General features: G+C 60.3%; 31 protein-coding genes and 1 tRNA gene. 15 read left to right on the plus strand and 17 right to left on the minus strand.

The features are described 5' to 3' along the window. Positions 1-27 precede the first annotated feature (27 nt). From SynA1825c_RS04550 to SynA1825c_RS04580, 7 genes are read left to right on the plus strand one after another with little or no spacing between them, the layout of a single operon-like run. Positions 28-972, plus strand: a complete 945-nt coding sequence (locus SynA1825c_RS04550; RefSeq protein ID WP_186470470.1) for a heme A synthase — start codon at positions 28-30, stop codon at positions 970-972. Next, positions 965-1,972, plus strand: coding sequence for a heme o synthase (locus tag SynA1825c_RS04555; RefSeq protein ID WP_186470471.1), 1,008 nt, complete (start codon positions 965-967; stop codon positions 1,970-1,972). The genes SynA1825c_RS04550 and SynA1825c_RS04555 overlap by 8 nt, the downstream gene beginning before the upstream one ends. A gap of 27 nt (positions 1,973-1,999) precedes the next feature. Continuing rightward, the gene (locus tag SynA1825c_RS04560; protein ID WP_186470472.1) at positions 2,000-3,013 is read left to right on the plus strand and encodes an ATP-binding cassette domain-containing protein; all 1,014 of its coding nucleotides are present in this window, start codon (positions 2,000-2,002) and stop codon (positions 3,011-3,013) included. Positions 3,014-3,050: 37 nt separating this feature from the next. After that, on the plus strand, positions 3,051-3,908 hold the full coding sequence (locus SynA1825c_RS04565) for an ABC transporter permease (RefSeq protein WP_186470473.1): 858 nt from the start codon (positions 3,051-3,053) through the stop codon (positions 3,906-3,908). A 4-nt stretch (positions 3,909-3,912) separates the two neighbouring features. Further along, positions 3,913-4,632 carry a hypothetical protein gene (locus SynA1825c_RS04570; RefSeq protein WP_186470474.1) on the plus strand — a complete coding sequence of 240 codons (720 nt, stop codon included), beginning with the start codon at positions 3,913-3,915 and terminating at the stop codon, positions 4,630-4,632. Between the two features lie 6 nt (positions 4,633-4,638). Next, a complete protein-coding gene (locus SynA1825c_RS04575) occupies positions 4,639-5,355 on the plus strand; it encodes an N-acetylmannosamine-6-phosphate 2-epimerase (protein WP_186470475.1) in 717 nt (238 codons plus the stop codon). Positions 5,356-5,386: 31 nt separating this feature from the next. Then, the gene (locus SynA1825c_RS04580) at positions 5,387-5,557 is read left to right on the plus strand and encodes a hypothetical protein (protein ID WP_370593781.1); all 171 of its coding nucleotides are present in this window, start codon (positions 5,387-5,389) and stop codon (positions 5,555-5,557) included. A gap of 24 nt (positions 5,558-5,581) precedes the next feature. On the opposite strand, the gene groL is transcribed toward SynA1825c_RS04580, so the two are convergent. Continuing rightward, positions 5,582-7,243, minus strand: a complete 1,662-nt coding sequence (groL, locus tag SynA1825c_RS04585; RefSeq protein WP_186470477.1) for a chaperonin GroEL — start codon at positions 7,241-7,243, stop codon at positions 5,582-5,584. Positions 7,244-7,372: 129 nt separating this feature from the next. Between groL and SynA1825c_RS04590 the strand changes: the two genes are divergently transcribed. Then, positions 7,373-7,549, plus strand: a complete 177-nt coding sequence (locus SynA1825c_RS04590; RefSeq protein ID WP_186470478.1) for a hypothetical protein — start codon at positions 7,373-7,375, stop codon at positions 7,547-7,549. Between the two features lie 15 nt (positions 7,550-7,564). Here SynA1825c_RS04590 and fabG read toward each other — a convergent pair whose 3' ends face one another. From fabG to SynA1825c_RS04605, 3 genes are read right to left on the minus strand one after another with little or no spacing between them, the layout of a single operon-like run. Continuing rightward, positions 7,565-8,317, minus strand: coding sequence for a 3-oxoacyl-[acyl-carrier-protein] reductase (gene fabG / locus SynA1825c_RS04595; protein ID WP_186470479.1), 753 nt, complete (start codon positions 8,315-8,317; stop codon positions 7,565-7,567). A gap of 47 nt (positions 8,318-8,364) precedes the next feature. Continuing rightward, positions 8,365-9,465: a TrkA family potassium uptake protein gene (locus SynA1825c_RS04600; RefSeq protein ID WP_186470480.1), complete on the minus strand. Its 1,101-nt coding sequence runs from the start codon at positions 9,463-9,465 to the stop codon at positions 8,365-8,367. Continuing rightward, on the minus strand, positions 9,465-10,295 hold the full coding sequence (locus SynA1825c_RS04605; protein ID WP_186470481.1) for a glycosyltransferase family 9 protein: 831 nt from the start codon (positions 10,293-10,295) through the stop codon (positions 9,465-9,467). The genes SynA1825c_RS04600 and SynA1825c_RS04605 overlap by 1 nt, the downstream gene beginning before the upstream one ends. Positions 10,296-10,367: 72 nt before the next feature. Here SynA1825c_RS04605 and ispD point away from each other — a divergent pair, with 72 nt between their 5' ends. Then, positions 10,368-11,039, plus strand: coding sequence for a 2-C-methyl-D-erythritol 4-phosphate cytidylyltransferase (gene ispD / locus SynA1825c_RS04610; RefSeq protein WP_186471024.1), 672 nt, complete (start codon positions 10,368-10,370; stop codon positions 11,037-11,039). Here ispD and SynA1825c_RS04615 read toward each other — a convergent pair. Together SynA1825c_RS04615 and SynA1825c_RS04620 are read right to left on the minus strand one after the other, a co-directional pair. Continuing rightward, positions 11,030-11,941 carry an LD-carboxypeptidase gene (locus SynA1825c_RS04615; protein ID WP_255478450.1) on the minus strand — a complete coding sequence of 304 codons (912 nt, stop codon included), beginning with the start codon at positions 11,939-11,941 and terminating at the stop codon, positions 11,030-11,032. The two genes, ispD and SynA1825c_RS04615, sit on opposite strands and share 10 nt — an antisense overlap. Positions 11,942-11,943: 2 nt before the next feature. Then, entirely contained in the window at positions 11,944-12,843 is a 900-nt protein-coding gene (locus SynA1825c_RS04620) for a 4-hydroxybenzoate polyprenyltransferase (RefSeq protein ID WP_186470483.1), read from the minus strand. 101 nt (positions 12,844-12,944) lie between these two features. Here SynA1825c_RS04620 and SynA1825c_RS04625 point away from each other — a divergent pair, with 101 nt between their 5' ends. Further along, positions 12,945-14,606, plus strand: a complete 1,662-nt coding sequence (locus SynA1825c_RS04625; protein ID WP_186470484.1) for a Ppx/GppA phosphatase family protein — start codon at positions 12,945-12,947, stop codon at positions 14,604-14,606. Here SynA1825c_RS04625 and SynA1825c_RS04630 read toward each other — a convergent pair. After that, the gene (locus tag SynA1825c_RS04630; RefSeq protein ID WP_186470485.1) at positions 14,596-15,384 is read right to left on the minus strand and encodes a helix-turn-helix domain-containing protein; all 789 of its coding nucleotides are present in this window, start codon (positions 15,382-15,384) and stop codon (positions 14,596-14,598) included. The two genes, SynA1825c_RS04625 and SynA1825c_RS04630, sit on opposite strands and share 11 nt — an antisense overlap. A gap of 183 nt (positions 15,385-15,567) precedes the next feature. Here SynA1825c_RS04630 and SynA1825c_RS04635 point away from each other — a divergent pair, with 183 nt between their 5' ends. After that, a complete protein-coding gene (locus SynA1825c_RS04635; protein WP_186470486.1) occupies positions 15,568-15,807 on the plus strand; it encodes a hypothetical protein in 240 nt (79 codons plus the stop codon). Between the two features lie 144 nt (positions 15,808-15,951). On the opposite strand, the gene SynA1825c_RS04640 is transcribed toward SynA1825c_RS04635, so the two are convergent. The 5 genes from SynA1825c_RS04640 to petC form a co-directional block, all read right to left on the minus strand. Further along, positions 15,952-16,023 (minus strand) — tRNA-Val (locus tag SynA1825c_RS04640). A 39-nt stretch (positions 16,024-16,062) separates the two neighbouring features. Then, a complete protein-coding gene (cobM, locus tag SynA1825c_RS04645) occupies positions 16,063-16,818 on the minus strand; it encodes a precorrin-4 C(11)-methyltransferase (RefSeq protein WP_186470487.1) in 756 nt (251 codons plus the stop codon). Continuing rightward, positions 16,815-17,678, minus strand: a complete 864-nt coding sequence (gene lgt, locus SynA1825c_RS04650; RefSeq protein ID WP_186470488.1) for a prolipoprotein diacylglyceryl transferase — start codon at positions 17,676-17,678, stop codon at positions 16,815-16,817. The genes cobM and lgt overlap by 4 nt, the downstream gene beginning before the upstream one ends. Before the next feature lie 5 nt (positions 17,679-17,683). After that, on the minus strand, positions 17,684-18,616 hold the full coding sequence (gene petA / locus SynA1825c_RS04655; RefSeq protein ID WP_186470489.1) for a cytochrome f: 933 nt from the start codon (positions 18,614-18,616) through the stop codon (positions 17,684-17,686). A 45-nt stretch (positions 18,617-18,661) separates the two neighbouring features. After that, positions 18,662-19,198, minus strand: a complete 537-nt coding sequence (gene petC, locus SynA1825c_RS04660) for a cytochrome b6-f complex iron-sulfur subunit (RefSeq protein WP_186470490.1) — start codon at positions 19,196-19,198, stop codon at positions 18,662-18,664. 122 nt (positions 19,199-19,320) lie between these two features. On the opposite strand from petC, the gene SynA1825c_RS04665 reads away from it, so the two are divergent. Beyond that, positions 19,321-19,650, plus strand: coding sequence for a DUF3067 family protein (locus SynA1825c_RS04665; RefSeq protein WP_255477067.1), 330 nt, complete (start codon positions 19,321-19,323; stop codon positions 19,648-19,650). Here SynA1825c_RS04665 and tatC read toward each other — a convergent pair. Further along, complete coding sequence (tatC, locus tag SynA1825c_RS04670) at positions 19,601-20,335, minus strand: twin-arginine translocase subunit TatC (protein WP_186470492.1); 735 nt, start codon at positions 20,333-20,335, stop codon at positions 19,601-19,603. The two genes, SynA1825c_RS04665 and tatC, sit on opposite strands and share 50 nt — an antisense overlap. Positions 20,336-20,452: 117 nt before the next feature. Continuing rightward, a complete protein-coding gene (locus SynA1825c_RS04675; RefSeq protein WP_186470493.1) occupies positions 20,453-22,204 on the minus strand; it encodes an NFACT family protein in 1,752 nt (583 codons plus the stop codon). Positions 22,205-22,267: 63 nt separating this feature from the next. On the opposite strand from SynA1825c_RS04675, the gene gmk reads away from it, so the two are divergent. After that, a complete protein-coding gene (gene gmk / locus SynA1825c_RS04680) occupies positions 22,268-22,834 on the plus strand; it encodes a guanylate kinase (protein WP_186470494.1) in 567 nt (188 codons plus the stop codon). A gap of 69 nt (positions 22,835-22,903) precedes the next feature. Here gmk and psaJ read toward each other — a convergent pair whose 3' ends face one another. Both psaJ and SynA1825c_RS04690 read right to left on the minus strand, forming a co-directional pair. Continuing rightward, positions 22,904-23,023, minus strand: a complete 120-nt coding sequence (psaJ, locus tag SynA1825c_RS04685) for a photosystem I reaction center subunit IX (RefSeq protein ID WP_186470495.1) — start codon at positions 23,021-23,023, stop codon at positions 22,904-22,906. Positions 23,024-23,056: 33 nt separating this feature from the next. Continuing rightward, positions 23,057-23,536 carry a Photosystem I reaction center subunit III gene (locus tag SynA1825c_RS04690; protein ID WP_186470496.1) on the minus strand — a complete coding sequence of 160 codons (480 nt, stop codon included), beginning with the start codon at positions 23,534-23,536 and terminating at the stop codon, positions 23,057-23,059. Positions 23,537-23,612: 76 nt separating this feature from the next. On the opposite strand from SynA1825c_RS04690, the gene tsaD reads away from it, so the two are divergent. Together tsaD and SynA1825c_RS04700 are read left to right on the plus strand one after the other, a co-directional pair. Then, entirely contained in the window at positions 23,613-24,689 is a 1,077-nt protein-coding gene (gene tsaD / locus SynA1825c_RS04695; RefSeq protein WP_186470497.1) for a tRNA (adenosine(37)-N6)-threonylcarbamoyltransferase complex transferase subunit TsaD, read from the plus strand. A 43-nt stretch (positions 24,690-24,732) separates the two neighbouring features. After that, the gene (locus SynA1825c_RS04700) at positions 24,733-24,909 is read left to right on the plus strand and encodes a high light inducible protein (protein WP_186470498.1); all 177 of its coding nucleotides are present in this window, start codon (positions 24,733-24,735) and stop codon (positions 24,907-24,909) included. Between the two features lie 79 nt (positions 24,910-24,988). Here the strand turns inward: SynA1825c_RS04700 and SynA1825c_RS04705 are convergent, their stop codons facing one another. Then, entirely contained in the window at positions 24,989-26,161 is a 1,173-nt protein-coding gene (locus SynA1825c_RS04705) for a type IV pilus twitching motility protein PilT (protein WP_370523184.1), read from the minus strand. Positions 26,162-26,172 lie beyond the last annotated feature (11 nt).

Below are 26,172 nucleotides of genomic sequence, written 5' to 3' on the forward strand. Positions count from 1 at the left end.
TCGCTACGTTCCGTTGATCACCACTCCATGGAGGAGTCGACGTTGACTGCATCGTCTCTTGCTCCGATCCGTCGACGTTTGGCCCAGCTGGCTGCGCATCTGGTGGTGGCCTTGGTGGCCTTAGTGGTGATCGGTGGCGCGACCCGCGTCATGGAGGCTGGTCTGGCGTGTCCGGATTGGCCGTTGTGTTACGGCACGCTGCTGCCAGGGCGTCAGATGAACCTCCAGGTTTTCTTGGAATGGTTTCACCGACTGGATGCCTTCGTGGTGGGGGTTGCACTCATGGTGCAGCTCGGTGCTGTGTGGTGGTGCCGCCGAGATCTGCCGAGATGGTTGCTGCCCATCAGCGCTTCCCTGGTGCTGATGGTCGCCCTGCAAGGAGGGCTGGGGGCTCTCACGGTTCTGCAGCTTCTTCCTTCCGCGGTGGTGACCGCTCACCTGGCTCTGGCACTAACGCTCGTCGTCACCGTCAGTGCACTCACACAGGTGCTTCTCGCCGACGCTTCGACCACGGCCGCTCCGCGCTGGTGGGTGCTGCTCGGATCCTTCAGTGTTTTGGCAGTGTGCGGGCAAAGCCTCCTCGGCGCCCGCATGGCTACGACCTGGGCGTCCCAGCGTTGCCTGGAGGCCGGAGCCTCCTGTCATTGGTTGCACTGGCATCGGATGGCCGCCACTCCCGCGGCTCTTTCGGTGCTCGTTTTCGTCCTCGTAGCGCTGTTCAGCGGGCGTTGGGGTCGCAGCCAGTGGCCGCTTCTGTGCACAGCCCTCCTGCTTGTGGGCACCCAGATCGCCCTTGGCGTCAGCACGTTGCGGCTGGGTTTGTCCCAGCCCGCTCTCACCGTTGGTCATCAGTTGGTGGCTTGCCTGCTGGTGGCCGTGCTGGCGGCGCTCACGTTTCGGCGTCAGCCTCCCGCCAGCGATGCGCTGATCGCCCTTCCCGATTCTTCCGCTTTGGAGGCCTGTCATGGCTAGTGCCACTCCGACCGCAGCTGCAGCTCCTCTCACCCGGGACCAGGTGGTCCCCTCCCGTCGCCGCATCAAGCTGCCTCCATGGTTGGAGGTGGCCAAACCAAGGCTGATTCCTTTGCTTCTGGCCACCACTCTTGGTGGGATGGCGCTGTCGGAAGGCTGGCCTCTGTCGTCGCCACGACTGGCCTGCACCCTTGGAGGTGGAGCCTTGGCCTCCGCTGCGGCAGGTGTTCTCAACTGCCTCTGGGAACAAGAGCTGGATGGTCGGATGCAGCGAACTAGTGGTCGTGCTCTCCCATCAGGACGGCTCTCCCCGACCGCCGCTTTCGCAGGTGCCGTGTCCTGCACCCTTGCCGCGGCGACGTTGCTGGTCAGCGGTGTGAACTGCCTGGCGGCCGGGTTGTCCCTGCTCGGTCTGTGCAGCTACGTACTTCTCTACACGGCGCTTCTCAAGCCCAGAACCACTCAAAACATCGTGATCGGCGGAGTGGCTGGGGCGATTCCGCCGCTGGTGGGTGCTGCGGCCGCCACCGGTCATGTGGGCCTGAGCGGCTGGTGGCTCTTCGCGTTAGTGATGGTCTGGACCCCTGCCCACTTCTGGGCCCTAGCTCTGTTGCTTCGCGACGACTATCGCGCCGTTGGAATTCCCATGTTGCCGGTGGTCAAAGGCCCCATTGTGACTGCCCGTGCTATCCGCCGTTACGGCTGGGCGACGGCTCTGCTCAGTTTGCTCGGTGTTGTCGCGTTGCCAGAAGGTGGTGTGCTCTACGGCTTGCTGGTAATTCCCTTCAACGGGCGCTTGCTTCAGATGGTGGAGCATCTCGCCCAGGACCCCAGCAGTTCCGAACGCGCCAAAGGGTTGTTCCGCTGGTCGATTCTTTACCTCTTCGGTATTTGTCTGCTGCTGATCCTCAGCCGTCAATCGGATGCAGCACTTTTGGACGCGCAGGTGAGGGGATGGATGCTGATGCTGACGGGCGGGTTCTCAGGGACATCTGCCTAGATTTTGCGAGTTCGTTTCTGTCGGTAGATGTCTCTGCTGGAGCTGGACCAACTGGAAAAGTCCTACGGGTCCGTTGAGGCTCTGAAGGGACTCAGTTTGTCTGTTCCTTCCGGTTGCCTGTACGGCTTACTCGGCCCGAATGGTGCCGGAAAGACAACGGCCCTGCGCATCCTGGCCACCTTGCTTGCCCCTGATCGCGGCACCGTGACGGTTGGAGGCGTCAATGCCTTGGAGAACCCGCGTGTTGTCCGCCAGCTCATGGGATTCGTGGCTCAGGAGGTGGCGATCGACAAGATTCTGACTGGACGTGAGCTCCTGGCTTTGCAAGGCGATTTGTACCACCTACGTCGCGCCGAGCGGAACCAAAGGATCGAGACCCTCATCGACCGCCTGTCGATGAACGAATGGATTGATCGCCGCTGTGGCACCTACTCAGGCGGGATGCGTCGTCGGCTGGATCTGGCTGCCGGACTCCTGCACGAGCCTCGATTGCTCGTTCTGGATGAACCCACGGTGGGGCTCGATATTGAAAGTCGTGCCGTGATCTGGGAAGTGCTTCGTGATCTTCGAGATCAGGGAACGACAGTGTTGCTTAGCAGTCATTACCTCGAGGAGGTGGAGGCCCTGGCCGACCGCATGGCGATCATCGATGCCGGTCGCGTGATCGCCGAAGGCTCACCCGACGGCCTCAAGCAAGACCTGGGCGGCGACAGGGTGACCTTGCGAGTGCGTGAATTCAGCGATCAACCGGAGGCCGAGAAGGTGCGCCATCTACTGGAGGGCTTGGACGGCGTCAGGCGGATTGTGGTCAACCGCGCCCAGGGCTACTCGCTCAACCTCGTGGTGGATGGCGAGCACGTGCTGTCAGTACTCAAAACGCAGCTCGCCAGTGCTGATCTCGAGGTGTTCTCCCTGTCCCAGAGCCGTCCAAGCCTCGATGATGTCTACCTGCAAGCGACGGGTCGCACCCTGATGGATGCTGAGCTGGCCGTTGCGGGTCAACGCGATCCCAAGCTCGAGCGTCGTCAGTCGATGCGTTGAAGCACAACCCTCTGTTGTTCCCGTTTTTGTCTTCTTCATGACCAGTCCAGTCATCGGTGCTCCATCCGCCCAACCCGTCGACCGCTCAGCTTTGTCCGAGTTGGCGCAGGAGACGTCTGCACTGACGCGCCGGTTGTTCCTTCAGTTGCAGCGTCGCCCGTCAACGCTGGTGGCGGGAGTTCTCCAACCGTTGATCTGGTTGGTGTTGTTCGGTGCACTGTTTTCGCGCGCTCCAGAGGGATTGCTTCCCGGTGGCATGAGCTATGGGCGCTTCCTTGGGGCTGGCGTGATTGTGTTTACGGCCTTCAGCGGGGCTCTCAATGCAGGGTTGCCGGTGATGTTCGACCGGGAGTTCGGCTTCCTGAACCGACTGCTGGTGGCTCCTCTGCGCAGTCGAAGCTCGATTGTGCTGGCGTCGGTCATTTTCATCACCACCCTCAGCCTGGTTCAGAGCCTGGCGATCATGCTGATGGCCGCGCTGCTGGGTTACGGCTGGCCTGGAGCTGCGGGTCTGCTGCTGGTGATCATCACCTTGCTGTTGCTGGTATTCGCGGTGACGGCACTCAGCCTCGGCCTTGCGTTTGCGTTGCCTGGTCACATTGAATTGCTTGCGGTGATCTTCGTGGCCAATCTGCCGCTGCTGTTCGCCAGCACTGCGTTGGCACCCCTCAGCTTCATGCCCCCCTGGCTGGGCTGGCTTGCAGCGCTGAATCCCCTTACCTTCGCGATTGAACCCATCCGCGCCGCCTATGCAGGTCCATTGGATCTGTCGTCGGTTCTTTTGGAAGCCCCTTACGGTCCGGTCACCGGAACCACCTGTCTGCTGGTCCTGACGCTGTTAACTGCTGCGTTGTTCCTGCTGATTCGCCCTCTGCTCAATCGCAAACTCGCCTGATCCCGTGACTCAGTCTCCGTACCAGCATCAGGATCCACGCCGGATCGACCTGCAGCGTCTGATCGATCAGGCGCAACGGGATGGCGATGCGCAACGTCTGGCGCGTCTCGAGCTGCAGTGGGTCCATCGCTTTGGGGTGGATTCGCTACCGCAGAGCACCACGCTTGAACGCATCGATGATGCCGCTGTTCATCCCGACGTGTCTCCAGCCTTGATGAAAGAAAGCTCCGCTGAGGCGATCGCCGCCGTTGAGCTGGCTTCCTCTGAGACAGCCACCTCAGAGACAGCCACCTCTGAGACAGCCCCGCCCGACCTAGCCACGCAGACCCCAGCCGCTACCACGGATTCGGACACGGCTGATTTAAAGGCAGTTCCTGCTCCCGAAGAGCAGCGCGTTGACTCGACGGCCAGTCCCTGGTCAGCGCTGGAGCCAGAGCCAGAGCTGGAGACAGAGCCAGAGCCAGCACTGCAGGCCGATCAAGAGCAGCCGACGACTTCGGACTCAGGGTTCAGTCGTTTCACTGCGCTCTTGAAGGATTGTCTTGATGATGTGGGACGGGTCGTTGATCGTGAGGACCACACAAGTGGCGCTTCACCAGCTCCTTCCGCAGTCTCTGCTGCTGCACCAGCACCATCCCCCAGGCCCGTTCCAGCCTCAGGCCCCCGTCGTCTACGCCGATGGTTGACTCCCGTCGATGCTGACGATCTGCCCAAGGCGTCTTGAGGCTCCATGGCTGGTTTCCTTGATGCGCCCCTTGATCGTGCCCAGCTCAAGCGCGGCTTGATTGTGTCGGTGCAGGCTCCCGAGGGATCGCCCATGCGCCATCCGGATGTGATTGCAGCCATGGCGGAAGCGAGCCTGCGCAATGGGGCCCTGGGTGTTCGTCTGGAGAGTCCTGAACATATCGGTGCCGTTCGGGAACGCTGTCCTGATGCCTTGATCATCGGGCTGTGGAAGCGCACCTGGGCTGGAAGTTCCGTCTACATCACTCCGCGATGGCATGAGATCCAAGCGGTCTGGGCCGCGGGCGCCGACGTGGTGGCCTTAGATGCCACCGATCGCGCGCGCCCGGATGGTGAACGATTAGAGGATTTGGTGCGTCGCGCTCGATCAGAGCTTGGAGCCCCGTTGATGGCCGATATCGACACGCTGGCCAATGGGCTGCGCGCGGCTGCGTTGGGTTGTGACTGGGTTGGAACCACGCTGTTCGGCTACACCGAAGCGACAGCAGCCTCGTCTCCACCGGCCTGGGATCTCATTCAGCCCCTGCGTGAGCAGTTGCCATTGACCACCCCCTTGATCTGTGAGGGCGGCATCGCATCGGCTTGCGCAGCTGTTGACGCCATTCAGCGCGGTGCAGATGCAGTGGTGGTGGGAACGGCCATCACCGGCGTGGATCTCCAGGTTGCTGCCTACAGGCAGAGGATGGACGTGCAGACTGGTTGAGTCTCGCGAGACTCAACCCATGCTTCGCCTGATGTCGGCCCCGGCAATGATCGGTGGATTGGTTTTCGCCCTGCCTCTCGCGGTCCTTCCGATGAACGAACTTCAGGCTTTGAATCGGGAGTTGGGCTACCTCTGCCGCAACCCCCCGCGCGAAGCCTTGACGGTGTGTCGGATTCATGCGCGCCTGGTGAGATCGTTTTGATCCGATCAGGCGCGCGTTGTTGAATCACATCATGCCGGGCATGCCCATGCCTCCCATGCCTCCCATGCCACCCATGCCACCCATCGGGTCGCCGCCGGGTGCAGCTGCTGCAGCGGGTTCGGGCTTGTCAGCCACCACCACCTCTGTGGTGATCAGCAGCGAAGCGATCGACACCGCGTCCTGTAGGCCCAGGCGAACCACCTTGGCAGCATCCAGGATGCCGGCCTGAAGCAGGTCTTCGTAGGTTCCGGTGAGGGCATTGAAGCCCTGGCCGGTGCGCTGGACCTGCTCCACCACCACATCCCCGTTGGAGCCAGCATTGATGGCAATCTGCTTGAGCGGTGCGCTCAGGGCACGCTTCACGATTTCCACGCCAGTGCGTTGATCACCCTCGAGCTTCGAGGCCACGGCATCGAGAGATCCGGCGAGCTGTAGCAGGGTGGTGCCACCACCCGCAACAATTCCCTCCTCCACTGCGGCGCGCGTGGCATTGAGAGCGTCTTCGATACGCAGTTTGCGGTTCTTCAGCTCCGTTTCGGTGGGAGCGCCCACTTTGATCACCGCCACGCCGCCGGCCAGTTTGGCGATCCGTTCGGTCAGCTTCTCGCGGTCGTATTCCGATTCGGTGTTCTCCAGCTCGCGACGGATGGAGGCCACACGGTCAGCCACGGCGGCCTGACTGTCTTCGCCCGCCACGATCGTGGTGTTTTCTTTGCTGATGGTGATTCTGCGGGCGCGTCCGAGGTCCTGAAGCGTGACCTTGTCGAGGGTCATGGCCTTGTCTTCGCTGATGACGGTGCCACCAGTCAGGATGGCGATGTCAGCCAGTGCTGCCTTGCGTCGCTCGCCGAATGACGGAGCACGCACAGCGGCCACTTGCAGCACACCACGGTTCTTGTTGACCACCAGGGTGGCCAGGGCTTCACCGTCCACCTCTTCGGCCAGGATCACCAGTGGGGAGCCGGACTGTTGAACCGTCTCGAGCACCGGCACCAGATCGGTGACGGAGCTCACCTTCCGATCGGTCAGCAACAGCAGTGCGTTGTCGAATTCGCACAGCTGACGGTCACCGTCGGTGACGAAATAGGGAGAGCTGTAGCCGCGGTCGAAGGCCATTCCTTCGGTCACTTCCAGCTCGGTGGCGAGGGACTTTGACTCCTCCACGGTGATCACACCGTCCACGCTTACCCGGTCCATGGCCTCAGCGACCATCCGGCCGACCTCTTCATCACCACCGGCACTGACCGTGGCGACCTGACGGATGGCATCGCCGCTGACGTCTTGACTGCATTCGGCAAGGCCTGCCACCACATGGGCGACGGCCGCTTCCATGCCGCGACGCAGTTCGATCGGGCTGGCACCCGCCGCTGTGTTGCGCAGGCCCTCTTCGACCATGGCCTGAGCGAGCACGGTCGCCGTGGTGGTTCCGTCGCCAGCCTTGTCCTTGGTCTTGGACGCCACCTGCTGGATCAGCTTGGCCCCGATGTTTTCAAAGGGGTCTTCCAGTTCGATTTCCTTGGCGATCGTGTCGCCGTCGTTAATGATGTCGGGCGCTCCGAAGGACTTCTCAAGCACCACATTGCGACCGCGGGGGCCGATGGTGACGCGCACGGCATCGGCAAGGGCATTCATCCCACGCTCGAGCGACGCGCGGGATTGATCTGAAAAGCTGAGAAGTTTGGCCATAAACAACACTTACCCAATTGCTAATTTCCCATAGCAACAGGTCGCTTGACCCGGTTTTGGAAGTGGGGAAAGCCGAATCAAGCCGCTCTGATCACAGACGGATCGAACTCAGCTCGTTAGCGTTGATCCATGACTGATTCAGGGGTGCTCTTTTTCGGTCTGATGGCCGCTTTGGCGGGCTCCCTGGCCCTCGTCTATGTGCCTCTGAGGATTTTTCTGACGGCCACGGAGCGCAGCCGTCGGTTTCGTCTGCTGCAGCGGATTCGCAAGTTGCGAGATGAGCTGGGACAGCCCCTCGAACGCTGATCACAGCCTCATAATTCAACCCATCACCATGCCTCCATCCACTTGGATCACCTGACCGGTGATGTAAGCGGCGGCGGGATCGGCGGCGAGGAAGCGGACGGTGCCAGCCACCTGTTCGGGTGTGCCGAAGCTTCCGAGTGGAATGGCCGCAAGGATGCCCTCGGCGTTTAGATCCTTGGTCATGTCTGTGGCGATGAAACCAGGCGCCACAGCATTCACAGTGATCCCCCGACTCGCCATTTCCTTGGCTGTACTGCGGGTGAAGCCCACGACCCCTGCTTTGGCGGCGGCGTAGTTCGCCTGACCTGCATTGCCCATGAGACCCACCACAGAGGTGATGTTGATGATCCTTCCGCTCTTTTGCTTGAGCATCGGACGGGTCACAGCGCGCGTGCAGAGGAAGACACCACTCAGGTTGAGGTTGATGACGGAGTGCCAGTCAGAGGTTTTCATGCGCATCAGCAGTCCGTCGCGCGTAATTCCGGCGTTGTTCACCAGGACGTCGATGCGGCCACTTCGCTCCAGCACGGCCTTGATCAGCCCATCGACGGCCTCCTCATCAGCCACGTTCGCCTGGAGGGCATAGGCCTTTCCCCCTGAGGCCTCGATCGCCTGCACCACGGCTTCTGCCGCATCAGGGGAACTGGCGTAATTCACCACCACCTCGGCACCGGTTTCGGCCAACGCCAGGGCAACGGCCCTGCCGATGCCCCGGCTGGCTCCAGTGACCAGGGCGATTTGACCTTCAAGGGTGCGAGTGGTGCTCATCCATGGACCTGCGGTCGGTTGATCGTAAGCACCGATCATGTGAGCTCTTAATCCGTCGTGCTGATGCCACTCATGGTTTCCACGGCATCGACGCCATCGCCCAAGATGCCCCGCAGATCCTCCAGCTGCTGCTGACTTCCCATCACCACCAGCATCTGGCCCGGTGCGAGGGTCATCGCACCACTGGGATTAGCTGTCAGGGTGTTGTTCTCACGGATGGCCAGGACCATGGCACCCGTGCGTCGTGCCAGGTCGAGATCTGCAAGGCTGCGATCCGACAGGTGACGCATCATCAGGGGATCTTTGCTGAGGCGGAATTCTTCGATTTCACAATCGGATCCCGCTAGCAGATCAACAAAATCGACCGCCAGAGGGCGCAGGGCCGTGGCGGCCATCATCCGTCCACCTGCCACATAGGGACTCACCACCACACTGGCTCCAGCCAGTTCCAGCTTGGCTGCGGCTTCTTCGCTGTCGGCGCGTGCGATCAGCCGGCAAGTTTTCTCGAGCCCGCGGGCACTGAGGATCACGTAAAGATTGGCGGCGTTGCTGGGGAGAGCAGCCACCAGACTGCGACAACGGCGAAGGCCAGCCTCCAGCAGCGTTTCATCCAGGGTGGCGTCGGCTTGAAGCACCTGCAAGCCGCATTGCTCGGCGGCGGCTTTGCGGGCAGGGTCCAGTTCCACCACGAGCACCGGCACCTGGTCTCGACGCAGTTGCTCGCCGATCTCACGGCCAATCCTGCCGTAACCGCAGAGAATCACATGGTTGTTCATGCGCCGAAGCATCCGGCGAAACCTCAACTCCCGCACTTGACGGAAGTACCCCGATTCTGACAGTCCCAGCACGCGCTGAATCGACAGCTGTACCACCAGCAGGCCGCCAGCAATGATCAGCACGGTGACCAAGCGCCCGGCTTGGGAAAGGGGTTCCACTTCTCCGTAGCCGATAGTGCTGATGGTGATCAGCACCATCCACAGGCAATCACCCCAGTCCCACCCTTCAGTGATGCGGTAGCCCAGAGCACCTCCCAGCACCAGAACCGTGAGCGCCAGCACTGGCAGCAACCACGGTTTGGCGATCAAGGCCAGATGGCGCAGCCTGGTGCGATGCCTCGTGGACGCTCCAGGTCGCCTGGGGCTCCGCATCAGAAGCCCAGAGCCTGCATGACATCCGCATCTGAGAGGGAGGAGAGATCTGGGCTCTCCAGTCGCCGGATCACCTCACGTTGCGGGATCTGATCTGCGTTGGCCCCCAGCGTCACCATCGGCAAACCGCAGTAGGTGGCGAGAAGCTGCGTAATCGGGCAACTGCTCAGGACCACATCCGCACAGGCCACGGCGGCCGCTTTCTCCACCACTGGCATGTCAGGTGCCAACAGCTGACTGCGCAGCTGAGGCAGCTTGATGCGGATGGTGTCAGGCAAAGCAGTCCAGCGCTCCTGGGGCCAATCTCCGGGGAATGCGCCGGGGGCCAGCAGCAGGAGGGGCCCGTCGCCGGAGGGTTGACGCTCGCGGGCCGCATCCATGGCTTTCGCGCTCAGACTCAGACGGAAGGCATCTGCCTGAAGCGTGACCCCCATCGGCGTCAGAAATGCTTGCAGTTCTTGTGGCAGCCAACCGGCGTTGATCTCCGCCTGAGTCGTGCTTGCGAATCCTTCAGTGGCGATCCGCGTGGGAATGTGGCTCATCGACAGGAGCAGATTCACCTGTCGCCCGGTGGCGAAATTCAGACAGGCCTGAAAGTCGGGCTCACGCACGAGACCAAGCAGGTTGGCCCAATCCGCCAGGTTGGGTGCTGCGTTGAAGGGAAAGGGAATCACCTTCTCCACTGCAGGGAGCAGTTTCCAGAGCCCCAGATGGGACGGATCGCAGGCCACTTGGAGACTGGCCTGCAGCTGTTCAGCGGTGGCAGCCAGGGCCGGAAGGCGCTCAAGCTGCTGCTGAAGGCTTCCAGGGCTGAGAGCGAGAACGCGCATGAAGCGGCAGCACAAGTGGTGCGAGCTGATTGTATGGAGGCCGTTTCAGCCTGCCGGGAGCAGGAGTCGCTTGTGCATCTGTTGATCGCTGCCGCCGGCAGCGGCCGTCGTATGGGAGCGGAATGCAACAAGCTCCTGTTGCCCCTGCTGGGCAGGCCGGTGCTGGCCTGGACCCTGGACGCTGCCTTTGCCGCAGCGGACATCCATTGGATTGGTGTGATCGGTCAGTCGCTGGATCAGGTGGCCTTCGCTCCCTTACTCGAGGGAGCGCCGAAGCCTGTGGTCTGGATTCAAGGGGGAGCCACGCGACAGGAATCGGTTGAACGTGGCTTGGCGGCTCTTCCCGGCGATGCTGAGCATGTGCTCATTCATGACGGTGCCCGCTGTCTGGTCGAGTCCGCTTTGTTCAATCGCTGTGCTCGGGCTGTACGAGAGGGTGGCGCTGTGATCGCCGCCACGCCGGTTACGGACACGATCAAACGGGTGAATGCCCAGGACGTGATTGTGGACACGCCGGACCGTGCGGAGCTCTGGGCGGCGCAGACACCCCAGGGGTTTGCCGTGGCGTCCCTGCGACAGGGACATGTCGAGGCCAAGGCCCGTGGTTGGAGCGTGACGGATGACGCTTCCCTGTTTGAGCGGTTGGGATGGGATGTGCGGGTTCTCGATGCGGGGCCCGCCAACATCAAGGTCACCACGCCGTTTGATCTCACGGTGGCGGAGGCTGTCCTCGGTCAGCGTTGAAATGGCATTGCCACACTCAGGGTTCCCTGATCGGCGTCCAGCTGTGCCTCCACACCCACCGGCAGGGCTGCATTGCCACCGGTTCCGTGGCCGACTGGCAGATCAGCGATCACCGGGCAGTTCAAATCTGCAATTCGTTCCCGCAGCACCTGTTCCAACGTGAAGGTGTCGGCGGAGGCCTCCTCACTGTCGTCGTCACAGCCGCTGAAGCGACCGAAGCCGATCCCGGCGAGCTGGTGCAGCACACCAGCGAGTCGCCAGTGGGTGAGCATCCGATCGATTCGGTAGGGAACTTCGCCCACGTCTTCGATCACGAGGATGGCACCACGCAGATCCGGGAGGTGAGGCGTGCCCAGAAGGTGCGATGCCACGGTCAGATTGATGGTGACCAGAGGGCCTGATGCATGGCCGCTGCGCCAGCACGTGCCCTGCAGAGAGGGAACCGGTTGCCCGAATAGGAGAGACCTCAGCCGTTCCTGGCTCCACGGCGGTTCACTCGCCAGGGTCGTGAGCAGTGGTCCATGAATTCCTCCCCCCAGGCCGCGGGCCCAGCGGCTGCAGAGCAGTGCTGTGACGTCGGAAAACCCCAGCAACCAGCCGTCCGTCCAGGTGATGGGAGCTTCCAGGAGGCGTGCTGCTCCCCAGCCGCCACGCGCACAGGCCACCAGTGCTCCTTGAGACGGAAGCAGGAGATCTTTGCGGCGTTCGTCGTCGCGTCCGGCCAGATATCCCCAGCGCCGCTCCAGAGGCGGTGGAGGGTTGACCTGCAACCCCCAGGAGGTGAGAACGGCGACCCCTTCCAGCAGCGTGTCATGGTCTCGCAGGCAGGAGCTGGCTGCGGCGATTCCGACCTGATCTCCGGTTCGCAGCGGAGCGGGCCATTGGTGCGAGGAACCGGGCACGCTCATCCGAGACCCCTGGATAGCACCAAACCGCCCAGCAGGAGTGCTCCGATCTGGACCTGACGGGCGAAATGACGCGCATAAATCGCTGGCGCCTGTTGCTCTGAGCCCCGAAGTGTCTGGGTGGATTGCCAAAACCCCACGGTGGCTAGCCCCCAAATAGGCCAGAACACCACGCCCACTTCAGCGGACGCAGCTGCAATCGCCAGTGCCGCTGTGGTGAGGCCGTAGCCCGCCCTCACTGTTCTGACGGCTCTACGCCCTAAAGACAAGGCACTGCTGCGCAGCCCCAGCCGAGCATCGTCCGGGCGGTCGGCCATGGCGTACACCGTGTCAAAACTGAAGGTCCAACAGACCGTGGCAAACCAGCAGCAGATCAGCGGCAGGGTGGGCCAAACATTGCCCTCAATCGCTGCCCAGGGGATCAGCACAGCGAAGCCCCAGCAGATCGCCAGGACAGCTTGCGGGTAGGGAAACCAGCGCTTGGCAGAGGGATAAAAAAGAATCGGTGGCAGCGCCAGCACTGCCAGCAGCAGGCACAGCTGCAACACCTGAGAGGGAAAACTGAGCACCACCCCGAGGGACAGTGCCAGCAGCAGCAACAGGGCTACTACAGCTTGTGATCGGCCTAGTGCGCCGCTAGCCAGTGGACGTTGACGGGTGCGTTCGACCTCGGAATCGATCCTTTGATCCCAGAGATCATTGGCCACACAACCGGCGCCACTGACGGCAAGTCCACCGATCAAGATGCGCAGGATCAGGGCTAGGGAAGGTGGTGCGGCTGGAGCCAGCCAAAGACTCCAGCCGGCCGGAATGAGCAGAATCAGGCGACCTGTGGGCTTGTTCCACCGCAGCAGGGCCAACCACGGTGTCGTGACGCGCGCAAAGGTCGTTCCGGTCACGGTGCGAAGCGCTCAAACACGGGAATTTTCGAACCTTAATCAGCAGGCTCCCCCCCTGGAGAACCGATGGCAGAGTGGGGCCCACTCCTTCACGGTGCGCCATGTCAGGTGCCGACACTTCGCCTGTGACTACCGTGGACCGAAATGATCAGCGCTTGCGCCAGGCTCTGGACGCGGGCCTGCGCGAGCCGCGGCAGGTTCGGCGCGTGGCTGCGATTGATGTCGGCACAAACTCCACCCACATGCTCGTGGCGTCTGTGGAAGTGGCATTGGGCACGTTCACCATCGATCTAGCGGAGAAATCCACCACCCGCCTGGGTGAGCGCGATCCAGAGACCGGTGAGCTCACGCCTGAAGCAATCGCCCGAGGATTGGAGAGCCTTCGCCATTTTCAGGAGCTTGCACTCAGTCACCAGGTGGAGCAGATCGTCGTCGCCGCCACCAGTGCGGTGCGTGAGGCGCCCAACGGCCGGGACTTTCTCCAGATGGTCAAGGATCAGCTGGATCTGGACGTGGATCTCGTCAGTGGTCCTGAGGAAGCGCGCCTGATTTACCTCGGTGTCTTGTCCGGAATGCCCTTTGGTGATCGACCGCATCTGGTGCTCGACATCGGCGGCGGATCCACCGAGTTGATCCTGGCGGATGGTCGGGATGCCCGCGCACTCACCAGTACCCGTGTTGGCGCGGTGAGGCTTCAGCGTGATTTCGTCAAAGATGACCCGATCCCACCACAACGTCGCTCCTTTCTTCAGGCCTTCATTCAGGGATCCCTGGAGCCTGCGGTGGACAAGGTGCATCGCCGGATCAAACCGGGGGAGACCCCGGTGCTGGTGGCAACGAGCGGCACCGCCATGGCGATCGGTGCTCTGGCCGCCGCCGAGGATGACCGCCCTCCTTTGAAGCTGCATGGCTACAAGGTCTCTCGGCAGCGCCTGAACCGCGTTGTGGAGAGACTCGCGACCATGACGCCTGATCAGCGACGCGGTCTCACAGCGATCAATGATCGCCGGGCCGAAATCATCGTGCCTGGATCACTCATTCTCCAGACCACCATGCAGATGCTCGGGGTGGACGAACTGGTCCTGAGTGAACGAGCCCTGCGCGAGGGCCTGATCGTTGACTGGATGTTGCGTCACGGTCTTTTGGAAGACCGGTTCAGCTTTCAGAGCAGCATTCGGCAGCGCACGGTGCTTCATCAGGTTCAACGGTTTGCCGTGAATCAGACCCGTGCCGAGCGGGTGGCAAGTCATGCTCTAGGCCTGTACGACAACACGTACGGAACCCTGCATCGTGACGACGGATCTGGACGGGATCTGCTGTGGGCGGCCGCCATGTTGCATGCCAGCGGTCAGCACATCAATCTGTCCGCTTATCACAAGCACTCCTGGTATCTGATCCGTCACGGAGAGCTGCTGGGATATTCAGAAGCCGAGCATCTGATGATCGCGGCGATCGCGCGGTATCACCGCCGTAGCTTGCCTAAGAAGCGTCATGAGTCGTGGCAGGCATTGCAAACGAGGGACAACCGTCGAACTGTGTCCGAGATGTCCCTGTTACTGCGCCTTGCCGCCGCGCTCGACCGCAGGCCCGAGCCAGTGGTGAGAGCTCTGATCGCTGAGGTGGTCGGCCATCATCTCGTGCTTGAGCTCGTGCCTGAACGTCTCAATCAGAACGTCAGTCTTGAGCAGTGGAGTCTGGAGAGCTGCTCGGAGGTGGTGATGACGGTCACCGGGCTGAAGCTACAGGTGAAAATCAGGGATTGAGCTTGTACCAACGCACCTCTTCAATCGTGCCCAGGGCCTTGGGCGTTTCTTCGCCACGGCTAATCAGTACAAGATCCGGTCGGCCGGCGTAGATCTCAACATCTGCATCCGCGGGCAATGTCTTGCTGTCGGCAAGAGTGCCTTCGAACAGCTCCGATCCATCGCTGTTGCGGATCGACAGCCAGCTGGGTTCTGAGCTTGTGATGGTGATAACGGCCGGTGGTGTCGACGTCTCCAGTTCGACAACGCTGTCATCGCTGTCATCGTTGTCATCGTTGCTCACCACCTCTGAGGGCATGGCCTGTGGCGCTGTAGGGATGGCTGTGGTTTGGAGACTGCGCTGTTGGCTGGACAGCACCATGGCGCCACCGGCGACGGCAGCAACGCTGATGGCTGCAGTGATCCAACGACCCCACGAATGTTGGGGACTGACCGTCATCATTTGAGTTGTGGTCTGAGCCTTGGCACTGGGGCCAGGCTCTGATGTCTTGCGGCTGCTCGGATTGGGAAGCGCTGTCTGCAATCGCTGGATCAGAGAGTCGCTGTCCACATGAAGTTTGGAGGCAACGCGGCGCGTCATGGCCGTAATGAAGACCGGTTCAGGTAGCCGATCGAGATCACCCGACTCAAGGGCGGCCAGTTGCTCGGTTCCCATGTTCAGAGCGCCAGCTAATTGCTCGCAGGTCATCCCATGGGACTCCCGTGCCTGACGGAGCACTGCGCCGATGTCTTGGAGCGTTGAGGTGGATTCAGAATCCTTGTTGCGATCGGAATCCATCGACCACATTCGCCCTTTTTTACAAAGCTCCTTTGAAATTAATGTGGTTTCACAGATCTGTCAGTACCAAGAAGCACACAGTCATTGTTGGTTGAGGCAGGGCTTCATTGCGGCCTATGACGATGACGGGTGTTCAGGGCTGGCTTCTGACTAACAAAAGGGGGTGTTCGCCTGGGTTTAAGGATGTCGAGTGCGCGCAATCGTTCGCGTGAGCAGCTGTCTCCGCGGGCTCTGCTTCAGGACCTTCAAGGGGCTCGTGACGCCATGATTGCCTTTGATGGATACGAACCTCCGTCCACGGCTCTCCATGCCATGGCTCTGGATCGACCCAGTGCACCCACCACCACGGCTTCGAAGGGCTTGGAGCTCTTCGTTCGGCGGATTCAGATTTGGATGACGACAGCGTTGAAGTTTGGTAGCTGAATCAGTCCCATTCATCTATCCAGAACGGCGTTATTGTCTTGCGCATTGGAGTGAACCAAGGCTGGTGGTTTGACTGAAGATTGTTGCTTTTGTTCCTTGATTAAATATAAAAGAGATCCCCTAATCATAAGGGAGTCTTTTTAATGGGCGATACTGGATTCGAACCAGTGACCCCTTCCGTGTGAAGGAAGTGCGCTACCACTGTGCTAATCGCCCGCACCCCATGATCCTAGACCACGGCCGGCCTCGCAGGCTTTAACGGTGAGGTCTGAATAGGTGGTCATGATCCGGTGCATAGAGTTTTGAGCGCTGCTGACTGGAGCGAAAGGCAGGGCTGACGACATACAGCGTGGTCCGGATCAGATTGCGTTCACGACTGGCCTTGGCCATCTGATCGAGTGGCACCATCATCATCCACTGATCTGGCCAGCTCACCCTGTAGCCAATCGCGACCGGTGTATCTGCTGGGTAGTGCTCCAACAATGTCGCCGCCACTTCGTCCACATGACGAGCACTCAAATAAAGACATAACGATGCTTGAAGTCGGGCCAAGTTTCCCAAGTCTTCTCGCTGTGGAACGCCGGTGCGTCCACCTGTTCGACTCAGAACGATGGTCTGAACAACCCCTGGAATGGTCAGTTCCGCATTCAGAGCGGCAGCTGTGGCCTGATAAGCACTCACGCCAGGGACAACTTCCACTTCAATGCCGGCATCTGCAAGTCCGCAGACCTGCTCATTCAAAGCGCTGTAAAGAGCAGGATCTCCATCGTGTAGTCGAACCACTCTCAGGCCTTGCTTGGCACGATCGATCATCAGTGGAAGCACGTCTTCCAGCGTGAGCGAGCTGGTGCGAATGCTTTCGCAACCCACGGGAGCTAAGCCAGCGATCTGAGGAGAGACCAGCGAGTCTGTCCAGATCAGCACGTCGGCCGCACGAATTCTCTCTTCAGCTCGACGGGTGAGCAGGTCAGGCGCGCCTGGCCCGGCACCCACGATTGAAAGCTTGATCATGATCCATCTGTCTGTCGTAGGCCTGGGTCAGGGAGAGAGGCTTGGCGTCCATACAGCCAGTACAGCCCGAGACTCGCCAGGGCCATCAGGCTGAAACTCATCAATTGAGCCGCACGCAATCCGCCATCGCAGAAGGGGGGCTGGCCTCCCAAGCAGAGAGGATCAATCCTCAAGCCCTCAATCCAGATGCGACCAAGGCTGTAACTCAGTAAGTAGGTACAGCTGAGGGCCCCAGCAGGAAGTTGGAGCCTTTGACTGCGTCCTAGCTGGAAGAGCACCATCAGCAGCACAAAGACTCCGAGATTCCAGATTGACTCGTAGAGAAAGGTGGGGTGAAAAAATTCGGAGTCGCTGAAGATCTGAGGGCGGTTAGCAAAGGGAATGAACAGTTTCCAGGGAAGATTGGTTGGAACGCCGAAAGCCTCTGAATTGAAAAAATTTCCCCATCGGCCGATGGCTTGGCCCAGAACAACCGAGGGCACCAGAACATCCAACACATCCCAGAAGGCCACGCGCTTCCATCGGCAAAACAGGATCACGGCCAATGTGCCTGCCAGTAAGGCGCCGTGGATGGCAATGCCTCCCCTCCAAATGGCGAAGGCGTCCCACCAGGAGCGTTGGTAGCTCTGCCATTCGAAAGCGACGTAATACATCCTGGCTCCCACAACAGCTGCCAGCACCAGGATTGGAAGCAGGTCACTGATCAGATGGGAGTCCAACCCTCGTTGACGTGCCAACCAGCCGGAGAGATTGAGGCCGATCAGCACGGCCAGAGCAATCAGCAGGCCATACCAGCGGAGAACAAAAGGCCCGAGCTGAACCAGCTCGGGCCCGGGCGATGTGAACACTGCGGAGAACACCGGGCTCAGACACCCTCAGCAGCTTGGACTTTTTCGATCTGCTTTTTCTTCAGAACCAACATGATCTGGGCCAGTGCAACAGCTGCGAAGAAAGCGAGTAATCCGTAGATTCTGACTGGGTTCTGAAGCACAACCTCAGCGTCCATCTGTCCGAAACCACCGACGTTGGGATCGTTGGTCAGGGGAGCACCGGCAGTCACGGAATCACCTGTTGCCACGAGAAGTGCTGGGCCGACAGGGATGGTTTCGCTGACGCTGCTGCCATCGTCAGTGTTGATGGTGACCACCTTGGCGCCGTTGTCACCGTCTTCGATGGAGTCGATGGTGCCGGTTGCAGAGGCCGTGAAGACGGTGTTGTTGCTCTTCTCACCAGTGGGATACACCTGGCCACGGCCACGGTTGCCGCCCACGAACACCTGATACTTGCCGAAGTGGATGTTGCTGTCGGTGGCAGGGTCGGGAGACAGGATCGGGAAGACGATCTCCTGATGTTGGTCACCAGGGAGGGGACCCACCAGAAGAATGTTGGGTTGATCGTCGCTGTACTGGGTGAAGTAAACACCTTCGGTTTCTTCCTTGATCTCGTCGGTCCAGCGATCCTGGGGCGCCAGAGTGAAGCCATCGGGCAGCTGAATCACAGCACCCACCTGCAGGCCGACGTCGCTGCCATCGGCTCCAATTTCCTGGAGACCTTCCTCATAGGGGATTTTGACGGACGCTTTGAACACCGTGTCCGGAAGCACCGACTGAGGCAGCTCAGCCTGGGTCAGTTTTTTCGCCAAGTGACAGTTGGCGCAAACAATCTTGCCTGTGGCTTCGCGGGGGGCGTCGTAGTTCTGCTGAGCCCAGAAGGGATAAGCCCAGCTGCTGGACGGTGCTGAGAACACGGCAACGCCGACGATTAGAGCGGCGAAAAGAGGTGAAAGAAGGCGGCGCATCGGAGACGGTGAGTCAGGGGAGAACGGCGGGAAAGGAATCGTGGATCAGCCCCACCAGGGCTTCTCGCCCGTGCGGAAGTCGGTTTCGGTCCATTGGCTCACGAACACGTTGTCGTCTTCAACACTGACGTTCGCCAGGGCAAGGGACAGGGGTGCTGGACCGCGAACCACCTTGCCGGTGGCGTCGTACTGGCTGCCGTGGCAGGGACACATAAATTTGTTGGCACCGCTGTTCCAGGGCACGACACAACCCAAGTGGGTGCAGATGGCGTTGATGCCGTAGCTGCCAATGGCGTCATCGCCTTCGACAATCAAATAGGTGGGGTCACCTTTGAGGCCCTGGACAAGGCTGCGGTCACCGCTGGGATGATTACTCAGCCAACCACTGGCAGTGACCGGATTGCCCAGCTCATCCTTGGCCGTGGTGCCACCACCGCCTCCTGCAGCGCGAGGGGGGATGAAGTAGTTCACCACCGGATACAGAGCGCCGAGGGCCACGCCGGTCACAGACCCGAAGGTCAGCAGATTCATGAATTGCCGACGCCCCATTCCGGGCACATCACCTGCTGGCGTTTGAGTCATAACTGACTGTTGTTGGGCACTGAATGCGGTTCATTATGGACGCTGTAGGTCGTGTCACGCTCTGCGAAGACTGGACTTTTCACCGATGTTTAAGGTCGCCATTTGTGCTTGTTGAATCACCCTTGTCGTCTCTGCCAGATCCCCTGACTGTGGATGAGGTGGTTGAACTTCTGCGCTCTCGCTGGCAAGCCAGCTACGACCTGCAATTGGTGACTCGCCGTCGCCGGATGTATCTGCAGGTGATGTGGGCCTATCTCGAGCAGCAATCGTTCCCTTTGAGCGAAGAGGCCTACCGATCTCACCTCGCCGAAGTGTTGGAAATCGTCAACCGATTGGGGCAGGCGGGGGTCGTTCGCGATTGGTTAAGCACCACTCGAGACCGTCCAAGGTTGGGAAAAGCCCTCAGCCTGCAGCTGCAGGGGGAGGAGCGGCTGGAGGAGTTTCTGCTTTGAAGCGCTGCACCAGCGCCACCAGAAGAACCCCGATCAGGTACAGCCCAGTGATCGCACCCCCCAGAAGAATCATCGTCACCGGGTCCGTTGAGGGGGTGAGCACCGCTCCGGCAAGAGCCGAAATCATCACAACCCAGCGCCAGGCCGAGAGCATGCGTTTCCAGTTGACCAGTCCGAAGGCTCCCAGCAGTAACTGCAGCACGGGTAATTGGAAGGCCAGCCCAGTGGACAGCATCAGAAGCAGAACGAAATCGAGGTAGCGCTCGATCGACCAGATTGGTTCCACCACATCAGCGCCGTAGCTCACCAAAAAACGCAGTGCTGCTGGAACAAGGGCCCACCATGCGAACGCCAGGCCGGCCAAAAACAGCACGGCGGAACCCGCCACCGCCGGTGCAATCAGCCGGCGCTCACCACGGGTGAGGCCTGGAAGCACAAAGGCCAGGCCTTGATAAAGAACATATGGCAAAGCCAGGGTTAGACCGGCGTAACCGGCCACTTTGAAGGACACGAATAGGAATTCCCCCGGTGCCAACTGCAGGAACCGGATGGAACCTGCAGGCTCTTCGAGCACTCGGACCAGCGGCCGAACGGTCAGCAGGCAGGCCAGAGCGCAGAGGACCACAGCTCCAAGACTGCGCAGCACCCGTTGACGCAGCTCCTCCAGGTGATCCACCAGAGGCATCTCCACGTCATTGGGAGGGCTGTCAAGACTCCCGATACGAATCGGGGGTGGCGGTGACAGTGCGCTTGGCTTGTCGGGCTCGGTCCTGGTCAGGGGGGCTTCACTGTCCGTTCAAGGTCAGGCTAGGGGCTCCCGCGCCTCAAGGGTTCGGCGTGCACGGTCTGGCTCAGCCCAAACCAACTCCGCCTGACGATGTCGCACGGTTCCTGGGGCCGATCCAGGAATTCTCTGGAGATGATCCACCGAAGCCATCACCACGGGTACCCGTCGGTTGCCCTTCGCGCGACTGAACCAAGCGGCGAGGTCTGCTGCTTCCTGTACATCCTGATCGGATGCCGCTGCGGCTGATGCCTTCAGCACTACGTGGCTGCCGGGGCATTCTTGTGCGTGAAACCAGAGATCACCGCTGCGGGCCTGTCGAAGGCTGATCCATTCGTTCTGGCGGTGGTTACGCCCCACCTGAATCAGCAGTCCACCCGTGGTTGCCAAGGCCAGTGGCTGTGGCTGTCCCGGTGGTGGACCCGCGTGACGACGTTGCTGCTTGGGGGCCAGTAGCTCCTCCAATTCAAGCTTGAGGTCCTCGAGCTGTCGGCTGCGCTCAGCAGGGTCATCCCATTCCGCCTGGATCAAATCCTCGAGAAAGCTCTCGCTGCCATCCAGCAGGGCCAGGCGTTGATTGTGATGCCGGAGGCGCTCCTGGATCACGGGAATGGCACGCCGCAACCGTCGGGCTCGTTGATACAACTTCTGAGCCCGATCAATGCTGTCGCGGTCTGGATTCTGCTGACAGAGAAGGGTGTCGGCCTGGTGCTGCAGGGTTCCCGCGTTGTCGGTGTCTTCCATGCGGTCTTGTTGCTCCTGTCGTTGGGCCTCTTCCCGTTCACGACTCACTTGCAGCAATTGCCTCAGTTCGTCGGTCCTGCGCTGCAGGCGACGAGCATTGAGGTGGTGCCGGTAATAGAGACCCAGGCGGAGGCTGAGGCAATCCCCCACGCCAGCATCTTGTTGATTGTCACGTTGATCGACGCGTTCGTCGTCAGGTTTGTTCCAGACGCAGTACCCACCCTCTTCCTCGAAGTGGAGTTCGAAGATTGTCTGGTCGAGATGCTTGAGCCATTGCAGCCAGCGATGATGCAGTCGCAACCACTGGTCAGGGGTGATGGAGTCCACTGGTGTGGAGGGCAGTAGTGCTGGAGAAGGGTCGGCAGCCGTCGGCGGAAGTGCGATCAGTTGTTTGACCAGCGCGGGGCTGATGCCCTGGTAGGTCTCCCGCAATGCCTTGCCCAAGGCGATCGGCAGCAGTGACAGGCGTCGCTGCCACTGTTCGATGGGTTCGTTCAGCTGTGGCGGCAGGCTTTGCAGAGCAGGGGGTGGACAATAGGCATCACCACTGCTCAGCGGCCGAATTCTTGATTGATGCTGCCGCACTTGACGGGCGATCGCTGTGATGCGCTTTTGCTCATCCAGCATCAGGCAGTTGCTATGACGACCCATGAGCTCCAAGACCAGGGTCCTGACGGCTGCTTCTCCGGGTCGCGGAGCGAATTGAAACTGCACCACACGCTCGAATCCCTGTTGTTGCAGGCCGACGAGAGCTAGCTGTCGCAGTCCGTGTTGAACCTGTTGTGCCAGCGTGCTGCCGGAACCAGTCCTTTTGGGTGGCCGAATCTGCACGAGCCTGGCGGCCTCTGCCTGCCAACTGAGCTCCAGCCAAATCATTCCCTTCAGCGTGCGGAAACCCAGCTGGAGACTGTGTGGGTCTGGCTGCTGGGCCTTTTCGAAACGGCTTGGAAGAATCTGACCGCTAAGGTCCGCCAGCACGGCCTTGAGGCTGGTGAGATCCATCACCTGAAGCGTGCTGCTGGCCATCGCTGTCGGTGGTCTACTGATGTGGGGTGCCTTCCTACCCTGCAGCCTGACTGCGCACAAGCCATGGCCCTGACCGACCGCCGAGCCCGGCTCGTCCTCTTGACGGGGCCAAGCGGTGTGGGCAAAGGCACGCTTGTGGCCCGTCTACTGGAGCGTCATCCCGAAGTTTGGCTCTCGATCTCTGCGACCACACGCTCACCGCGGGATGGTGAGCAGCATGGAGTTCAGTACTTTTTTCATTCCCGTCCATCCTTCGACGAACTCGTAGCTCAAGGAGGACTGCTGGAGTGGGCAGAATTTGCCGGTAACTGCTACGGGACCCCCCGGCAACCAGTGATGCAGCGACTGGATGCTGGCACCCCTGTGCTGTTGGAAATCGAGCTGGAGGGAGCACGTCAGGTGCGCCGCAGCTTTCCTGAGGCTTTTCAGATCTTTCTCGCTCCACCGAGTTTTGAGGAGCTCGAGCGCCGTATTCGCGGACGTGGAACGGAGTCGCAAGATGCCATTCAGAAACGGTTGGATCGTGCCCGAGCTGAACTGGCAGCTCAGAAGGAATTTGATGCAGTCGTTGTCAACGATGATCTGGACATCGCACTGACAGAGCTTGAACGCCTCATGAATCTTGCCTGAATGGTTGGCAATGCGCAAAAAAAAAGGGAGGACCTCAGTCCTCCCTTTTCATGAAAAGTGAATCTATGCTCAACCCATGGGGTGGAACAGAAGATCGGGGAAGAACCGATTCCACTCAATCAAGATTCCTGCTGTGGCTGTGAACCAGATGGCCGCAACTACAGGTGCTGTGCTCAAAAATTTCTTCATCGTTTCAGTGGATCAAGGAGGGAATGGGATTAATCAGCGAGGGGAAACAGTGATTTTGGAATCATCTTCCAGCAGCTTTCCACTGGTGAATTCACGCACTGCTGCCAGAGGCCAGGTGGCTGAAGCAATCAAAGATTTGAGAGCCAACGGGAGATCGATCTGGATTTCCTTCATGTATTGCTCTTTGGTGCCGCGAGTGGCCTTGAGGTACTCACGACCCGACCAACCAATGCAACCAGCCACGTAGAGAAACATCAGGCCGGGATAAACAAAATCACCAGCGTGATCCCAGCGGCCGTCCACAATCAGGTGAGGGAGACCATCTTCACCACACACAGCTTGGCTGTACATGTCGAAGCGAGCTTTGGCTTGTGGTGTGGAGGCTGCGCTGGCGCGTTGCTGGAAACGGGCACTTTCTGAGCAGGGGGTCAGACCTGCAACATCTGCTTTGGCGACGGGCGCAAAGCCGAAGACAAGCAGTGCCGAAAGCGCGAGGGCGAAGAGACGACGCATCGGGACGATTCCTGTTGAGCCTGCGCCGAAGCGGCAGGATGTCACAAAACGACAGTAGTGGAGGCGCTCGGTTCGGATGTCAAAGCTGCTCGCCCTCGAAACAAGTTGTGACGAGTCCGCAGCTGCCGTGGTGGAGCTTCGCGAGGGTCGATTGCACGTGCTGGCGCATCGCATTGCCTCCCAGATCGAGGAGCATGCCCAGTGGGGAGGCGTGGTTCCTGAAATTGCATCCCGTCGGCACGTGGAAGCACTGCCGCACCTCATTGATCAGGCCCTCGATGACGCTCAGTTATCGATTCCTGATCTGGACGCTGTGGCGTCCACGGTCACGCCAGGACTTGTGGGCGCTCTGATGGCCGGCTCCATCACCGGACGCACGCTTGCGGCTCTCCACGACCGCCCCTTTGTGGGTGTGCATCACCTTGAGGCCCATTTGGCCTCCGTGCATCTCGCTGACGAATCCCCAGAACCGCCTTACTTGGTCTTGTTGGTGAGTGGCGGCCACACCGAGCTGATCCGGGTGGATGGTGATTGCTCCATGGAGCGTCTTGGTCGAAGCCACGATGATGCCGCCGGTGAGGCCTTCGACAAGGTGGCCAGGCTGATGGGGCTGTCCTATCCGGGTGGTCCTGCCATCCAGGACGTCGCGGTGAATGGCGATTCGACTCGCTTTTCTCTGCCCCAGGGCCGTGTGTCCAAGCCTGGTGGTGGCTTTTATCCCTATGACTTTTCCTTTAGTGGTCTCAAGACGGCCATGTTGAGGCAGGTCGAGGCCTGCAAACGTGCTGAGGAACCCTTACCGCTTGCAGATCTTGCCGCCAGCTTTGAGCAGGTGGTGGTGGATGTGCTCGTGCAGCGCAGTCTCCGATGCTGTGTTGACCAGAGTTTGTCGACTCTGGTGATGGTGGGTGGTGTGGCCGCCAACCAGCGCTTGCGCCGCTGCATGCATGCGCAAGGCAGTCAGCAGGGAGTGGCTGTCCATCTCGCTCCATTGGCGTATTGCACCGACAACGCTGCGATGGTTGGTGCGGCAGCGTTCCAGCGCCTCCACTGGAGCGCGATGTGTGGCTTCAGTTCTTTGCAGCTGGGAGTGTCTGCCCGTTGGCCGCTTGAGAACTGTGCACCTCTGTATCAATCGAATCCCCCCTTTTGAGATGCAACACATAGGGTGATTGCATCTGATTTGGGGTGCGGGGATGACAGTTGACCCCCATCAAGAGTCCAAGGTCGAACCGGTGGATTCTGTTGAGCTGAATTCCTGGCGCAGGGGTTTCACCCCTCAGGCTGAGATTTGGAACGGTCGCCTGGCCATGCTTGGGTTGTCAGCCGGACTGGCATTTCTGTTGTTGATCAGACTCTTCGCAGCCGGCTGACGCGTTGTTCGGTTGTTCTTCTGAGGGATTGTTTTGCCAATGGCTGGTTTTCAAGGTGGTGGTGTCTGAATGGATTTGATCAAGTTCCACCACGACCACGCAGAGCTTGGGCTAGTTCATTGGGTTTGAGACTTACGGCAACCGCTTGATCGGCGTCAACACGACCTTCCTCCACCAGCCTCTGAAGCGATTGGTTGGTGGTGACCATGCCATCGAACCGGCTGCGCTCCATGATGTTTTCAACCTCATCCAGGGCTCCCCGTTGGATGTAGTCCTTGCAAGCATCTGTGTTGATCAGGATGTCGTGAAACGCGGCGCGCTTGCCGTCGTTGGTGCGGATGAGTCCCTGAGCAATCACCCCGAGCAGGGCTTCCGACAGGGATCGTCGAATGCTGTCTTGATCTTCTGGAGGAAACATTCCTAGAACACGCTCCACGGTCTTGACAGCAGAGTTGGTGTGCAGCGTCCCAAACACCAGATGTCCGGTTTGGGAGGCTTCCAGTGCCGTGTTGAGTGACTCCTGATCGCGAATTTCACCCACGAGGATCACATCGGGATCCTCACGTAATGCTGCCCGGAGGGCATTGTGGAATTGGTGCGTGTGCAGACCCACCTCCCGATGGCGGATCAGGGAGCGCTGGCTGGAATGCACGAATTCAACGGGGTCCTCGATGGTGAGGATGTGACGACTCTGATGACGGTTGATCCAATCGATCATCGCGGCCAGTGTTGTGCTTTTGCCAGATCCTGTTGGCCCCGTGACCAGCACCAGCCCCTTGGGTCTGATGGCTAGATCTCTTAAAACATCGGGAAGTTGCAACGCCTCAAGGCTGAGGATGGTCTGGGGAATCAGACGCAGAACCATGGCTGGCCCCCTCAAGGAATCCAACAGGTTGATGCGCACGCGCACAAACGGGAACGCATGGGCGCCGTCGAACTCCTTCGACCGAAAGAAGTCATCAATCTGTTGAGGAGAGAGAATCTCCTGGAGCCAGCCCTGAAAGGTTTCCTGCGTGGCAACAGGCCATTCGGTCTGGAGCATTTCGCCTCGGGCTCGGTACCGGGGTGATTCCCCGACGCCAAGGTGCACATCGGAATGTCCTCGCTCATTTGCGATCTGGACAATGCGTTCCAGGCTCGGTGCTGACTCCAGATCGGAGGGCATGGCTCTGATCGGTGCCGGTGTCGGATGACGGTGGGGAACTGGAACCGTGGTGGACGGGAACCCTGGGGGGAAAATCGTTTGACTCACGCCGGCTCCGC

Source organism: Synechococcus sp. A18-25c (genome assembly GCF_014280035.1).
GTDB lineage: Bacteria > Cyanobacteriota > Cyanobacteriia > PCC-6307 > Cyanobiaceae > Synechococcus_C.

Excerpts from the sequence above, each read along its gene's own strand:
- groL (WP_186470477.1), bottom strand. The coding sequence starts at position 7,243 with ATGGCCAAACTTCTCAGCTTTTCAGATCAATCCCGCGCGTCGCTCGAG.
- SynA1825c_RS04635 (WP_186470486.1), top strand. The coding sequence starts at position 15,568 with ATGTCGAGTGCGCGCAATCGTTCGCGTGAGCAGCTGTCTCCGCGGGCT.
- SynA1825c_RS04675 (WP_186470493.1), bottom strand. The coding sequence starts at position 22,204 with ATGGCCAGCAGCACGCTTCAGGTGATGGATCTCACCAGCCTCAAGGCC.
- SynA1825c_RS04605 (WP_186470481.1), bottom strand. The coding sequence starts at position 10,295 with ATGCGCGTTCTCGCTCTCAGCCCTGGAAGCCTTCAGCAGCAGCTTGAG.
- SynA1825c_RS04560 (WP_186470472.1), top strand. The coding sequence starts at position 2,000 with ATGTCTCTGCTGGAGCTGGACCAACTGGAAAAGTCCTACGGGTCCGTT.
- SynA1825c_RS04630 (WP_186470485.1), bottom strand. The coding sequence starts at position 15,384 with ATGGATTCCGATCGCAACAAGGATTCTGAATCCACCTCAACGCTCCAA.
- SynA1825c_RS04690 (WP_186470496.1), bottom strand. The coding sequence starts at position 23,536 with ATGCGTCGTCTCTTCGCCCTCGCGCTTTCGGCACTGCTTGTCTTCGGC.
- petA (WP_186470489.1), bottom strand. The coding sequence starts at position 18,616 with ATGCGCCGCCTTCTTTCACCTCTTTTCGCCGCTCTAATCGTCGGCGTT.
- SynA1825c_RS04575 (WP_186470475.1), top strand. The coding sequence starts at position 4,639 with ATGGCTGGTTTCCTTGATGCGCCCCTTGATCGTGCCCAGCTCAAGCGC.
- petC (WP_186470490.1), bottom strand. The coding sequence starts at position 19,198 with ATGACTCAAACGCCAGCAGGTGATGTGCCCGGAATGGGGCGTCGGCAA.
- cobM (WP_186470487.1), bottom strand. The coding sequence starts at position 16,818 with ATGATCAAGCTTTCAATCGTGGGTGCCGGGCCAGGCGCGCCTGACCTG.
- SynA1825c_RS04590 (WP_186470478.1), top strand. The coding sequence starts at position 7,373 with ATGACTGATTCAGGGGTGCTCTTTTTCGGTCTGATGGCCGCTTTGGCG.
- tsaD (WP_186470497.1), top strand. The coding sequence starts at position 23,613 with ATGTCAAAGCTGCTCGCCCTCGAAACAAGTTGTGACGAGTCCGCAGCT.
- SynA1825c_RS04580 (WP_370593781.1), top strand. The coding sequence starts at position 5,387 with ATGTCGGCCCCGGCAATGATCGGTGGATTGGTTTTCGCCCTGCCTCTC.
- SynA1825c_RS04565 (WP_186470473.1), top strand. The coding sequence starts at position 3,051 with ATGACCAGTCCAGTCATCGGTGCTCCATCCGCCCAACCCGTCGACCGC.
- tatC (WP_186470492.1), bottom strand. The coding sequence starts at position 20,335 with ATGCCTCTGGTGGATCACCTGGAGGAGCTGCGTCAACGGGTGCTGCGC.
- SynA1825c_RS04700 (WP_186470498.1), top strand. The coding sequence starts at position 24,733 with ATGACAGTTGACCCCCATCAAGAGTCCAAGGTCGAACCGGTGGATTCT.
- SynA1825c_RS04550 (WP_186470470.1), top strand. The coding sequence starts at position 28 with ATGGAGGAGTCGACGTTGACTGCATCGTCTCTTGCTCCGATCCGTCGA.
- gmk (WP_186470494.1), top strand. The coding sequence starts at position 22,268 with ATGGCCCTGACCGACCGCCGAGCCCGGCTCGTCCTCTTGACGGGGCCA.
- psaJ (WP_186470495.1), bottom strand. The coding sequence starts at position 23,023 with ATGAAGAAATTTTTGAGCACAGCACCTGTAGTTGCGGCCATCTGGTTC.
- SynA1825c_RS04600 (WP_186470480.1), bottom strand. The coding sequence starts at position 9,465 with ATGCGGAGCCCCAGGCGACCTGGAGCGTCCACGAGGCATCGCACCAGG.
- fabG (WP_186470479.1), bottom strand. The coding sequence starts at position 8,317 with ATGAGCACCACTCGCACCCTTGAAGGTCAAATCGCCCTGGTCACTGGA.
- SynA1825c_RS04555 (WP_186470471.1), top strand. The coding sequence starts at position 965 with ATGGCTAGTGCCACTCCGACCGCAGCTGCAGCTCCTCTCACCCGGGAC.
- SynA1825c_RS04625 (WP_186470484.1), top strand. The coding sequence starts at position 12,945 with ATGTCAGGTGCCGACACTTCGCCTGTGACTACCGTGGACCGAAATGAT.